General features: G+C 66.3%; 12 protein-coding genes. 11 read left to right on the forward strand and 1 reads right to left on the reverse strand.

The window, feature by feature from the left end; genetic code table 11:
• Positions 1 to 122: 122 nt before the first annotated feature.
• A complete protein-coding gene (locus tag IEV83_RS08340) occupies positions 123 to 971 on the reverse strand; it encodes a DUF1194 domain-containing protein (protein ID WP_209003050.1) in 849 nt (282 codons plus the stop codon).
• A 738-nt stretch (positions 972 to 1,709) separates the two neighbouring features.
• On the opposite strand from IEV83_RS08340, the gene IEV83_RS08345 reads away from it, so the two are divergent.
• From IEV83_RS08345 to IEV83_RS08395, 11 genes are all read left to right on the forward strand, one after another.
• A complete protein-coding gene (locus tag IEV83_RS08345) occupies positions 1,710 to 2,660 on the forward strand; it encodes a sugar-binding transcriptional regulator (protein ID WP_181760989.1) in 951 nt (316 codons plus the stop codon).
• A 34-nt stretch (positions 2,661 to 2,694) separates the two neighbouring features.
• Positions 2,695 to 3,690, forward strand: a complete 996-nt coding sequence (locus tag IEV83_RS08350) for a BMP family lipoprotein (protein WP_181760988.1) — start codon at positions 2,695 to 2,697, stop codon at positions 3,688 to 3,690.
• 105 nt (positions 3,691 to 3,795) lie between these two features.
• Entirely contained in the window at positions 3,796 to 4,797 is a 1,002-nt protein-coding gene (locus IEV83_RS08355; protein WP_181760987.1) for a BMP family lipoprotein, read from the forward strand.
• A complete protein-coding gene (locus IEV83_RS08360; protein WP_181760986.1) occupies positions 4,794 to 6,329 on the forward strand; it encodes an ABC transporter ATP-binding protein in 1,536 nt (511 codons plus the stop codon). The genes IEV83_RS08355 and IEV83_RS08360 overlap by 4 nt, the downstream gene beginning before the upstream one ends.
• Positions 6,326 to 7,432: an ABC transporter permease gene (locus IEV83_RS08365; protein WP_181760985.1), complete on the forward strand. Its 1,107-nt coding sequence runs from the start codon at positions 6,326 to 6,328 to the stop codon at positions 7,430 to 7,432. The genes IEV83_RS08360 and IEV83_RS08365 overlap by 4 nt, the downstream gene beginning before the upstream one ends.
• A 16-nt stretch (positions 7,433 to 7,448) precedes the next feature.
• Complete coding sequence (locus IEV83_RS08370; RefSeq protein ID WP_181760984.1) at positions 7,449 to 8,417, forward strand: ABC transporter permease; 969 nt, start codon at positions 7,449 to 7,451, stop codon at positions 8,415 to 8,417.
• On the forward strand, positions 8,417 to 8,824 hold the full coding sequence (gene cdd, locus IEV83_RS08375; RefSeq protein ID WP_181760983.1) for a cytidine deaminase: 408 nt from the start codon (positions 8,417 to 8,419) through the stop codon (positions 8,822 to 8,824). The genes IEV83_RS08370 and cdd overlap by 1 nt, the downstream gene beginning before the upstream one ends.
• Positions 8,821 to 9,633, forward strand: coding sequence for a purine-nucleoside phosphorylase (locus tag IEV83_RS08380; RefSeq protein WP_181760982.1), 813 nt, complete (start codon positions 8,821 to 8,823; stop codon positions 9,631 to 9,633). Before cdd ends, IEV83_RS08380 begins: the two co-directional genes overlap by 4 nt.
• Positions 9,626 to 10,402, forward strand: a complete 777-nt coding sequence (deoC, locus tag IEV83_RS08385; RefSeq protein WP_181760981.1) for a deoxyribose-phosphate aldolase — start codon at positions 9,626 to 9,628, stop codon at positions 10,400 to 10,402. The genes IEV83_RS08380 and deoC overlap by 8 nt, the downstream gene beginning before the upstream one ends.
• Before the next feature lie 7 nt (positions 10,403 to 10,409).
• Complete coding sequence (gene deoA / locus IEV83_RS08390; RefSeq protein ID WP_181761039.1) at positions 10,410 to 11,732, forward strand: thymidine phosphorylase; 1,323 nt, start codon at positions 10,410 to 10,412, stop codon at positions 11,730 to 11,732.
• Between the two features lie 76 nt (positions 11,733 to 11,808).
• Complete coding sequence (locus IEV83_RS08395; protein WP_181760980.1) at positions 11,809 to 13,029, forward strand: phosphopentomutase; 1,221 nt, start codon at positions 11,809 to 11,811, stop codon at positions 13,027 to 13,029.
• The last annotated feature ends 10 nt before the right edge of the window (positions 13,030 to 13,039 follow it).

Below are 13,039 nucleotides of genomic sequence, written 5' to 3' on the forward strand. Positions count from 1 at the left end.
TCAAGGGGCGATCCTGTCGCAGGTTTTCAACCTTCAGGATGTACAGGCTTCCACCGCCGGGGGAAAGCCGTTTGCGGGCGGATTGGGCTTTGGCTCCCGCCCACAAACGGCGCCGGGCAGCCTCAGTCGTAGAGGCTGCAGTTGATCGGCCGGCGCATTGCCGCGGTCATGATCCGGCCGGTGTTCGGCGACAGTCCGGCGATCTCGAGCATCAGCTTCATGCGGATGGCGTTGGCGAACTGCTCCTTGGAGCGGACCGGCACGGAGAAATGTCCGGGGCCGCCGATGACGCAATCCTCATAATAGTGGTCGATATGCATCATCGCCTGCCAGTCGTCCTTCGCCGATTTCAACATCAGGGGCAGGCCGTTGATGGTGATGCCATTGGCGATGGCGCGATCGCGGAACTCGGTGACCGCGCCGCCCTGGTTGTTGGGGCCGTCGCCGGAGATGTCGATCACCTTGCGGATGCCCTGATAGCGGTTGCCGGCGATCATGGTCATGGCCTGGGCCAGGGCGGAGGCGATGGAGGTGCGCTGGCGATGGTGCAGCGGCGCCTCGGCGATCCTGGCGGCAAAGGCGGCGGCGGTTGCACGGTCGCTGATCACCGACCAGTCGGCGACGATGTAGTGTTCGCCAACCCCGCCCCATTCCAGATAGGAGACGGCGATCCGCCCGAGCGGACCATAGCGAATGGCGTCGACCACCTGCGGCGAGGTGAGGGCGGCCACATAGCCGGCGCGTTGCACCTCCTGTTCGTCCCGGTCCATGGATTGCGAAATGTCGACGGCCAGGATCAGTTCCACATCCACTTCCGCATCCGGATCATAGGCATATCCGAAGATGGTGGGATTGCCCGCCGGCCAGGCCGGCCCGGCAGTGAACAGAAGCGGAAAGATCAGGGACAGCCCGATCAGCATGCGCGCGATCCAGCATGACCGCATGTCGCGGGAGAACGTGAGAACGCCCATGGTCGAAACCTCCTTCAACCGGTGTGGCGGGCTCCTGCCGCGTTTCGTGTCCCTGTGCTTGCCATCCCCCAATTCGCCTTTTGAGCCCGGAGTTGCGGGGCCGGATCTTTGGCCGGTTACCGTCCGGACCTGACGAGTCCATCATCAAGTCAGATTCACGAAGCGAGCATCCAGCCCGCGGGGTGAGTGGCGCGCGCCGGGATAGTCTCAGGCGCGACCTCTCACCGCATCGCCGGGGTATGCCCGCCGATGTTTCCGTTGCCTTGATCGACTTGCGCAGAACTTCACGGAAGTAGGGCGCGGGCCGAATCTTGAGAGTTGTGGAAGTGTATCATGTTTTTAATCTTTTTTAGAAAAACAATATTTGTACAAACGTCTGGTTGAGATCATGAGAATTTGTAAATTTGTTATAATTTTTCTGCGGAATGTGACTGGGGTCACCTGCCCATATGTCGTTCCTGTCTTGCAGGGAATGTGAAGATCGCTGTGTCATCAGGGGGCTTCCGCCGCGATGCGCACCACTGCGAAGCTGTGGCGCCGGGTGGCTGGACAAGGCGCTTGACCTCACTGGATGGGTGGGGCAGTCTCGTTTGAAAGAAATCCCATAAGCTGAATATTTTTTCGGCCACCAGAGGTAAGTGGACCCGACGCGCCCGTCGGTCTGACGGCGAGAGCGCGGGGCGGTGCGGATGAGGGGAGGTGAACCCGGTCATGCGGCAGGGCGACGGGATCACAGACATGGCCATTCGCGCGGCCTGGATGTCCTTCGTTGGCGGAGCGACGCAAGGGCAGATCGCCTCCCGTCTTGGAATCTCCTCGGCCAAGGTTCATCGACTGATTGCCCATGCGCAGCGTACCGGGCTGGTGCGTTTTCGGGTCGAAGGGCGGCCGACCGATTGCCTGGAGCTCGAAGCGGCGTTGATGAATGCCCATGGCCTGGCGTCCTGCCTGGTCGCGCCGGATATTGGTGGCGCCGGCGCGGATGCGCCGATCCAGGCGGTGGCGGAGCTGGCCGGCGAGCATCTGGCCAATCTGCTCGGCAATGCCTCGGTCTCGCAGGTTGGTGTCGGCATGGGCCGGACCCTGAAGGCATCGGTCGACCTGATGCCGAGGATCCAGCGTCCCGACCTCAGGATCGTGTCGATTTCCGGATCGTTGACGCGAAAACTCTCCGCCAACCCCTTCGATGTGGTGCAGCATCTGGCCGAGCGCAGCGGCGGCGAGGGCTATTACCTGCCGGTGCCCTATCTGGCCGAAAGCGTCGACGAACGGGACATGTTCCTGAAGCAGCGCAGCGTGCAGGCGCTTCTGGAACGGGCGCGCGCCTCGGACCTGTTCGTCATCGGCATCGGATCGGTGGAAGACGACGGGCACCTCATCCGCCGCGACCTGATTTCCCGCGACGAGCAGCGCGACCTGATCGCTTCGGGCGCCGTCTGCGATCTGATGGGGCGGTTCATCGACCGCGATGGCGCGCTTGTGCGCGCCCGGCTCAACGACAAGGCGGTGGGCCTGCCGTTCGAGGCGGTGCGCGGCGCCCGGGTGGTGGCGCTGGCCGGCGGCACCGGCAAGAGCGAGGCAACCCGCGCGGCACTACGCGCAGGCATTATCACGGACCTGATCGTCGACGAGACCCTGGGCCGGGCCCTGGTCGCGGCGGACGGGACACAACGGGCCAGATCCGCATGAAGACGGGCTGGGCCAACAGCTGGAGGTATGACACGTGAAGAAACTCTTTTTGCTCGGAGCAGCCGCGCTTGCGCTGACGGCCGGCGGTGCCGCCGCGCAGGAGATCCAGCCGGCGCTCGCCTATGACCTTGGCGGCAAGTTCGACAAGTCCTTCAACGAGGCCGCCTATGTCGGCGCGGAGAAGTTCAAGGCCGACACCGGCATCGCCTATCGCGATTTCGAGATCCAGAACGACAGCCAGCGCGAGCAGGCGCTGCGCAATTTCGCCCGGCGCGGCGCCAATCCGGTGGTGGCCATCGGCTTTTCCTATGCCAATGCGCTGGAGAAGGTGGCCAAGGAATTCCCCGACACCAAGTTCGCCATCGTCGACATGGTCGTCGATCTGCCGAATGTGCGCTCGATTGTCTTCAAGGAGCATGAGGGCTCCTACATTGTCGGCAAGCTGGCGGTGATGGCCTCCGAAACCGGCAAGGTCGGCTTCGTCGGCGGCATGGATATTCCGCTGATCCGCAAGTTCGCCTGTGGCTACAAGCAGGGTGTGCTCGAGACCAAGGCCGATGCGGAGGTGTTCGAGAACATGACCGGCACCACCGGTGCGGCCTGGACCGACCCGGTGAAGGGGGGCGAATTGGCCAAGTCGCAGATGGATCGCGGCGCCGATGTCATCTACCACGCGGCCGGCGGCACCGGTCTTGGTGTTCTCCAGGCAGTGGCCGATGCCGGCAAGCTGGGGATCGGCGTCGATTCCAACCAGAACGGCGTGCATCCGGGCTCGGTCCTGACCTCGATGACCAAGCGCGTCGATGTGGCCGTGGAAAAGGCCTTCACCGATGCCCGTGACGGCAAGTGGACCTCGGGCTTTTATTCGCTCGGGCTGGCCGAGGACGGTGTCGGCTGGGCCTATGACGAGCACAACAAGGAGCTGATCACCAAGGAGATGATCGCTGCGGTCGATCAGGCCAAGGCCGATATCATCGCCGGCAAGATCAAGGTGCATGACTACATGGCCACGAACGACTGCCCGTTCTGAGCCTGACGCCAGGCGCCCTGCCGTTTCGGTTGGCGGGGCGCCGTTTTTTCGAGCCGGGCCCGCTTCCGGCGAGCGACCCACCGTCCTGATGCGAGAGGACGCGAGATGAACATCCTTCTGCGAGCCGCAAGCCTTGTGGCGGCGATGCTGCTGATGCCGGTTGCGATGTCGCCGGCATTGGCCGAGCCGGCGCTGGTCTATTCGGTTGGCGGCAAGTTCGACGGCTCGTTCAACGAAGCGGCCTATCGCGGTGCGGAGGCGTTTCGGGAGAAGACCGGCGAGAGCTATCGCGACTTCGAGATCGCCCGGGATGCGGACAGCCTGCCGGCGCTGCGCAATTTCGCCAATCGCGGCTATGCGCCGATTGTTGCCATCGGCTTCAACCAGGCGGAGGCCGTCGGCGCGGCGGCCAAGGCCTTTCCCGAGGCGCGCTTCTCCATCGTCGACATGGTGGTGACGGCGCCGAATGTGCGTTCGGTGACCTTTCGCGAACAGGAGGGCGCCTATATCGCCGGGCTGCTGGCGGCGATGGCCTCAAAGACCGGCACCATCGGGTTCGTCGGCGGCATGGACATCCCGCTGATCCGGCGCTTCCTGTGCGGCTACCGGCAGGGCGCGGCCTCGGTGTCGAAGGATGTGCGGGTGCTGTTCAACATGGCCGGCGACACGCCGGCGGCCTTCGCCGATCCGGCACGCGGCGCGGAGCTGGCCCGGTCGCAGATCGCGCGCGGCGCGGATGTGATCATCCAGGCGGCTGGCGGCACCGGCATCGGCGTTCTCCAGGCGGCGGCCGACGCCGGCAAGCTGGGGATTGGCACCGACAGCAACCAGAACGGCCTGCACCCGGGCAAGGTGCTGACCTCGATCCGCAAGCGGGTCGATGCGGCGGTTCTGGATAATTTTCTCGATGAGCTTTCCGGCGAATGGACGCCGGGCGTACACGTGCTCGGCCTGAAGGAGGGCGGCATGGACTGGGTGATCGACGCCAACAACCGGGACCTGATCACGGCGGACATGGAAGCGGCGGCCCGCCGCGCCGAGGCGGACATCGCCGCCGGCCGGATCATCGTTCACGATATGGCGCGCGACGGGAGCTGCGCGCCGTGACCGCCCCGCTCGCCATCGAGCTTGTCGGTATCGACAAGCGGTTCGGCTCCGTGCGGGCCAACAAGGACATCGACCTGAAGGTCGCCAAGGGCTCGATCCATGGCATTGTCGGCGAGAACGGCGCCGGCAAGTCGACCTTGATGTCGATCCTGTACGGTTTCTATCATGCGGATGCGGGCGAGATCCGCGTCGATGGGCGGCCGGTGACCATCGCCGACAGCCAGGCGGCGATCGCCCTTGGCATCGGCATGGTGCATCAGCATTTCATGCTGGTGGAGAATTTCACCGTGCTGGAAAACGTCATTCTCGGCGCCGAGGGCGGCCCGCTTTTGGCCGGCGGGGTGGCCCGCGCCCGGGCGACGCTGAAGCGGCTGGCCGAGGATTACGACCTGAAGGTCGATCCGGATGCGGTGATCGAGGATCTGCCCGTGGGCTTGCAGCAGCGGGTGGAGATCCTCAAGGCGCTGTTTCGCGGCGCCGATATCCTGATCCTCGACGAGCCGACCGGGGTGCTGACCCCGGCGGAGGCCGATCACCTGTTCCGCATCCTCAAGGTGCTGCGCGACGAGGGCAAGACGGTCCTTCTGATCACCCACAAGCTGCGCGAGATCATGGCCATCACCGACGAAGTGTCGGTGATGCGGCGCGGCGAGATGGTGGCAACGCGGCAGACCGCGAAGACCTCCATGGGCGAGTTGGCCGAGCTGATGGTCGGTCGGCGGGTCCTGCTGGAGGTGGAAAAACAGCCGGCCTCGCCCGGACGCCCGGTGCTGCAGGTGGAGAACCTGACCGCCCGCGACGGGCGCGGGGTGGATGTGGTGCGCGATGTCTCCTTCGAGGTGCGCGCCGGCGAGATCGTCGGCATTGCCGGGGTGTCCGGCAATGGCCAGTCGGAACTGCTGGAGGCAATCGCCGGCATCCGTCCGGTGCGCTCCGGCGCGGTGACCATCGACGGCACCCGCCTGGATCTGGCGCGGAACCCGGTCGATGCCGCCGCCATGCGCCGGCATGGGCTTGCCCATGTGCCGGAGGACCGGCACCGCATGGGGCTGGTGACCAGCTTCAGCGAATACGAGAACGCGATCCTCGGCTACCACCGCGATCCGGCCTACGGCCGTGGACCGATGCTCGATATCGGCGCGATCCGCGAGGCGGCGCGGGCGGAGATCGAGAAATACGACATTCGCCCGCCCGATTGCCTGTTGCGCACCGCCGGGTTTTCCGGCGGCAACCAGCAGAAGATCGTGCTGGCGCGGGAGATCGAGCGCGATCCGGTGATCCTCTTGGTCGGTCAGCCGACGCGCGGTGTCGACATCGGCGCGATCGAGTTCATTCACAAGCGGCTCGTCGCCCTGCGCGATGCCGGCAAGGGGGTCTTGCTCGTCTCGGTCGAGCTGGACGAGATCCGCGCGCTGGCCGACCGGGTGCTGGTGATGTTCGACGGCCGGGTGGTTGGCGAGCGGGCGCCGGAGACGGACGAAAGCGAATTGGGGCTGTTGATGGCCGGTGCGGCGCAGGAGGCGGCGGAATGAGGGCTGGGCAATTGCCGCGCTGGGCCGATTACGGCCTGATGCCGGCGATCAATGTGGTGGCGGCGTTTCTGGTCTCCGGGCTGGTGGTGCTCCTGATCGGAGAGAACCCGGTCGAGGCGGTGCGGATCCTGGTCTGGGGCGCGCTCGGCTGGAACGAGGGGATCGGCTTCACCCTGTTCTACGCCACCAATTTCATCTTCACCGGGCTGGCGGTCGCGGTCGCCTTCCATGCCGGGCTGTTCAACATCGGCGGCGAGGGCCAGGCCTATCTCGGCGGGCTCGGGGTCGCGCTTGCCTGTCTGGCGCTCGACCGTTTCGTGCCCTGGTGGGTCACCTTGCCGGTGGCGGTGGCCGGGGCGGCGGCGGCGGGCGCGCTCTGGGCGCTGGTGCCAGCCTATCTTCAGGCCAGGCGCGGCAGCCATGTGGTGATCACCACCATCATGTTCAATTTCATCGCCGCCTCGCTGATGGTCTATCTGCTGGTCAACGTGATGGCCAAGACCGGGTCGATGCAGCCGGAAACCCGTACCTTCGAGGCCGGCGGCCGGCTGCCGCTGCTGCAATCGATCCTTCCGGGGGTGGATTTCGGCTCAGCACCGGTGAACCTTTCCTTCGTGTTGGCGCTGCTGTCCTGCGTTCTGGTCTGGGTGCTGATCTGGCGCACGCGGCTCGGCTATGAGATCCGCACCTTCGGCGCCAGCCCGGGAGCGGCGGTCTATGCTGGCATTTCGCCGGTGCGCATCACCATCGTCACCATGCTGATTTCCGGCGGGCTCGCCGGCATGATGGCGATCAACGAGATCATGGGCTCGCAGCACCGGCTGTTGATCGAATTCGTCTCCGGCTATGGCTTTGTCGGCATTGCCGTGGCGCTGATGGGCCGGGCCCACCCGGTCGGCATCGTCCTGGCGGCGATCCTGTTCGGCATCCTCTATCAGGGCGGGGCGGAGCTTGCCTTCGAGATGCCGGCGATCACCCGCGACATGATCGTGGTGATCCAAGGGCTGGTAATCCTGTTCGCCGGCGCGCTGGAGCATATGTTCCGGCCGCTGCTGTTGCGCCTGTTCGGCATTATCGCCGCGCCGGCCTCGAAGCCGGCGTGAGGAAGGGGAAGCCATCATGTTCGACACCCTGATCCTCATTCTCGACAGCACCGTGCGTCTGGCAACGCCGCTGCTGCTTGCCGCGCTCGCCGGGCTTTATTCGGAACGCTCCGGCGTGTTCGACATCGGCCTGGAAGGCAAGATGCTCGGCGCTGCCTTCGCCGCCGGTGCGGCCGCCGCCGTCACGGGCTCGGCCTGGGCAGGGCTCGCCGCCGGCATCCTGGTTGCCATCGCGCTGGCGCTGGTGCACGGCTTTGCCTGCATCACCCATCGTGGCAACCAGATCGTCTCCGGTGTTGCCATCAACTTTCTCGCCATCGGCCTGACGGCGCTGCTGGGTCAGGACTGGTTCCGTCAGGGCGGGCGCACGCCGCCGCTGTCCGGCGACGGGCGCTTCACCAATATCCAGTTGCCCTTCGCCGAGGCCTTGCGCGATGTGCCGGTGATCGGCGGCCTCTATTCGGAGCTTCTGTCCGGCCACAATCTTCTGGTCTACGTGGCTTTCCTCGCCGTGCCGGTGACCTGGTGGGTGCTGTTCCGCACCCGCTTTGGTCTGCGCCTCAGGGCGGTCGGCGAGAACCCGGCTGCGGTCGATACGGCGGGGATCTCGGTCACCTGGTTGCGCTACCGGGCGGTGATCTGCACCGGCATCCTGTGCGGCGTCGCCGGTACCTACCTGTCGGTGGCCCAGTCCGCCGGCTTCATCAAGGACATGACGGCGGGCAAGGGGTTCATCGCTCTTGCGGCGCTGATCTTTGCCAAATGGAAACCGGTTCCGGTGATGTTCGCCTGCCTGCTGTTCGGCTTTCTTGACGCCGCGGCAATCCGGTTGCAGGGTCAGGAAATACCCGGCATCGGCGAAGTGCCGGTGCAGGCGATCCAGGCTCTGCCTTATATCCTGACCGTTGTGCTGCTGGCCGGGTTCATTGGCCGCGCCGTTCCGCCCAAGGCCGGCGGCGTGGCCTACGTCAAGGAGCGAACCTGATGTCTCGATTCGATGAGTTGTTTGCCGCGGCCGCTGCTGCGCGCGCCAATGCCTATGACAAATACTCCGGCTTTGCCGTCGGTGCCGCCGTTTTGGGCAAGGATGGCAAGATCTATGCCGGCTGCAATGTGGAGAACGCCAGCTTTCCCGAGGGCTGGTGCGCCGAGACAACCGCGCTGGGCAAGATGATCTGTTCGGGGGAACGGGAAGTGGCCGAGGTGCTGGTGATGGCCGATGCCGCCCTGTGCACCCCGTGCGGCGGCTGCCGCCAGCGGCTGGCCGAATTCGCCTCCGACGACGTGGTGGTGCATATCTGCGACCTGTCGGGCTTGAGAAAGAACTACACCATTGGGGAATTGTTGCCGGCACGCTTCGTGCTGGAGGCAGGGGAGAGCGCGAGCGCATGAGTGGTTATGGTCCCGAATGCGCCACGGTGGTGCGCGCTGCCCGTCCGGGCAAGTACCGTCTCGGACTGATCCTCGGCTCCGGTCTTGGCTCGCTCGCCGACGAGGTCGAGGATGCGGTGCGCATCTCCTATTCCAAGCTTTCGGGTTTCCCCGTGTCTTCCGTGTCCTCGCACGGCAGCGAACTGGTGGCCGGGACCCTGCAAGGGGTGCCGGTCGCGGTGCTGTCGGGCCGGGCGCATTACTACGAGAGCGGCGTTCCCGGTGTCATGCGCACACCGCTGGAAACGCTGAAGGAACTCGGTTGCGATACCGTGCTTCTGACCAATGCCGCCGGCTCCCTGCGCGAGGAGTTCCGCCCCGGCACGCCGATGCTGATTTCCGATCACATCAACTGGTCGGGCCTTAATCCGCTGATCGGCGAGGAGAGCGAGGCACGTTTCCTCGACATGAGCACGGCCTATGACGAGGGGCTGCGCGGCCGCATTCGCCGCATCGCCGAGGCGGAGGGCATCGCCCTTGGCGAAGGGATCTACATGTGGTTCTCCGGCCCGTCCTTCGAGACCCCGGCGGAAATCCGCATGGCCCGGACCCTTGGCGCCGACGCGGTCGGCATGTCGACCGTGCCGGAGGTCATTCTGGCGCGCTTCCTCGGCATGAAGGTCGCGGCCATCTCCACCATTACCAATTATGGCGCGGGGCTGCAGCCGCACGCCCTGTCCCACGATGAAACCAAGTCGACCGCCTTGCTTGCGGTCGATGCCCTGAAGACGCTGATCCGGCGCTTCGCGAAGGACCTTGCCGATGACTGACCTGACCGCGGCCGATGTGGCGCGCCGCGCCCTGCCGCTGATCGACCTCACCAATCTCGACGACCATTGCCAGGATGCGGATATCGACGCGCTCTGCGCGCGCGCGGTGACCGACTTCGGCGCTGTGGCGGCGGTCTGCGTCTGGCCTCGTTTCGTCGCCCGCGCCGCCTCCTGCCTTGCCGGCTCCGGGGTCAAGGTCGCCACCGTGGTCAATTTCCCGGACGGCGGCGACAAGACGCTTGAGGTGGTTGCCGAGACCCGGCAGGCGGTGGCCGATGGCGCCGATGAGATCGATCTCGTCATGCCGTACCGCGCTTTTGTTTCCGGACGCCGGGGCTTTGCCGAGGAGCAGATCCGGCGGGTGCGCGCGGCCTGCGCCGACCGGCTGTTGAAGGTGATCCTGGAAACCGGCGAGATCGGCGATCCACTGCTGATTCATGCCGCCGCCGGCGTGGCCATCGGCGCCGGGGCCGATTTCATCAAGACCTCCACCGGCAAGGTGCCGGTCAACGCGACGCTGGAGGCGGCGGAGGTGATGCTGACGGTGATCGAGGAGACCCGCCGCGATCATGGCCGCGATGTCGGCTTCAAGCCGGCCGGCGGCATTCGCACGTTGGAGGATGCAGCCGGCTATCTGGCGCTCGCCGACAAGATCATGGGCGCGAACTGGGTATCGGCGGCGACTTTCCGCTTCGGTGCCAGCGGTCTGCTCGATGCGGTGCTGGCCGGGCTCGATGGCGCGCCCGCGCCCTCCGGCGAGGGATACTGACCCGATGATGCTGGCCCAGGAACTCATCCGCCGGAAGCGTGATGGCGGAACGCTTAGCAAGGAAGAGATTGCCTTCTTCGTCAAGGGGCTGACCGACAGGTCGGTCAGCAACGAGCAGGTCTCGGCCCTTGCCATGGCGATCTTCTTCAAGGGGCTCACCCTTGAGGAGCGAGTGGCGCTGACCCTGGCCATGCGCGACAGCGGTACGGTGCTCGACTGGAGCGACATCGACGCGCCGGTGCTCGACAAGCATTCCACCGGCGGGGTCGGCGACAATGTTTCCCTGATGCTGGCGCCGGCGCTCGCGGCGTGCGGCGCGGCGGTGCCGATGATCTCCGGGCGCGGCCTTGGCCACACCGGCGGCACGCTCGACAAGTTCGACAGCATCCCCGGCTATACCACCAAGCCGGACAACGCCCTGTTTCGCAAGGTGGTGCGCGAGGTCGGCTGCGCCATCATCGGCCAGACGGCGGATCTCGCCCCCGCCGACCAGCGCTTCTATGGCATCCGCGACGTGACCGGCACGGTGGAGAGCCTCGATCTCATCACCGCCTCGATCCTGTCGAAGAAGCTGGCCGCCGGTCTCGGCGGGCTGGTGCTGGATGTCAAATGGGGCAGCGGCGCCTTCATGGCGACCCTTGAGGAGGCCTCGGCGCTGGCCGAGAGCCTTGTGCGGGTCGCCAATGGCGCCGGCTGCCCGACCACCGCGCTCCTGACCGACATGAACGAGCCGTTGGCCTCGGCCGCCGGAAATGCGGTGGAGGTGCGCAATGCGGTCGACTTCCTGACGGGCAAGGAAATCGACAATCGCCTCTTCGATGTGACGGTGGCGCTTGGCGCAGAGGCGCTGGTGACCGGCGGGCTTGCGACCGACGCCGAGGACGGCGCGGACCGGATGCGCGAGGCCTTTGACAGCGGCGCGGCGGCGGAGCGCTTTGCCAAGATGGTGTCCGCGCTCGGCGGGCCGGCCGATTTCGTCGAGCGGCCCGAAGCCTATCTCGCTGCGGCGCCGGTGGAGCGGGCGATCTATCCGGAGAGCCCGGGAACGGTGGTGGCCGTCGATGCCCGCGCCATCGGCGTTGCCGTGGTGGAGCTCGGCGGCGGCCGGCGGACCTTCGACGATGTGATTGACCCGTCGGTGGGCCTCACCCATATCGCCGGTATCGGTCACAGTGTCGACAGCGATGCGCCGCTTGCCATCGTGCACGCGGCCAGCGAGGCGGCGGCGGCCCGGGCGGCGGACAGCGTTCGCGCTGCCTATCGCATCGGCGGTGCGGCCGAGGTCGAGGACCGTCCCGTGATCGCCCGGCGGATTGCCGCGCCCGCGTAAGGCCCCCGTGGAAGGCCCTTGCGGCTGACGTCTTTTGGGCGGCCCGACGGCTGACCCCAGGATGAAAGGAAAAGCCATGTCCCGAGCGATCCTGTGCGTGCTCGACAGTTTTGGCATTGGCGGCGCGCCGGACGCGGAGCAGTTCGGCGATGCCGGGTCCAACACGCTGGGCCATATCGCCGCGCGCTGTGCCGCTGGCGAGGCCGACCGGCCGGGTCTGAGGTCGGGGCCGCTGCAGGTGCCGAACATGAACCGGCTCGGGCTTGGCCGGGCCGCCGTGCTTGCATCGGGCGCAGCGCCTGCCGGCCTTGACGTCTCCGCCGAGCCGCAAGGCATCTGGGGCTGCGCCAGCGAGACCTCGCGCGGCAAGGACACCCCCTCCGGCCATTGGGAAATCGCCGGCGTGCCGGTTGCCTTCGACTGGGGCTATTTCCCTGAGACGGTGCCGACGTTTCCCGCCGATCTGACCGCGGCGATTATCGAGCGCGGTCAGCTCCCGGGTATTCTCGGTGACCGTCATGCTTCGGGCACGCAGATCATTGAGGAGCTGGGCGAGGAGCATATCCGCAGCGGCAAGCCGATCTGCTACACCAGCGCCGATTCGGTGTTTCAGATCGCCGCCCATGAGACCCATTTCGGCCTGGAGCGGCTTTATGCGCTGTGCGAAATCGTGCGCGAGCTGGTCGATCCGCTGAACATCGGCCGGGTGATCGCCCGGCCCTTCACCGGGGAAAGCCCGGCGGAGTTTGAGCGCACCGCCAACCGGCGCGACTATTCCGTTCTGCCGCCCGAACCGACCCTGCTCGACCGGGTGGTCGCCGCTGGCGGCAAGACCCTGACGGTGGGAAAGATCTCCGATATCTTCGCTCATTCCGGCGTCACCAGCGTGTTGAAGGGCGCCGGCAACGACGCCCTGTTCGACAAGACGCTGGAGGCGATCCGCATGGCCGGCGACGGCGATCTGGTGTTCTCCAATTTCATCGACTTCGACAGTCTTTACGGTCATCGGCGCGATGTGGCCGGCTATGCGGCGGCTCTGGAAGCGTTCGACCGCCGCCTGCCGGAGATGCTGGCGCTGGTGCGACCCGGCGACATGCTGCTTCTGACCGCCGACCATGGCTGCGACCCGACCTGGCGCGGCAGCGACCACACCCGCGAGCGGGTCGCGGTGATCGGCGTCGCGCCGGACGGTCGGCCACATGCCATCGGCATCCGCCCGACCTTTGCCGATATGGGCGAGACGCTGGCGGCTCATCTGGGGCTTGCCGCCGGTCGGCATGGCACACCCTTCGCCTGACGGGGGGCAC

Origin of the sequence: Stappia taiwanensis (assembly GCF_014635285.1) — a bacterium.
Classification (GTDB): Bacteria; Pseudomonadota; Alphaproteobacteria; order Rhizobiales; family Stappiaceae; genus Stappia; species Stappia taiwanensis.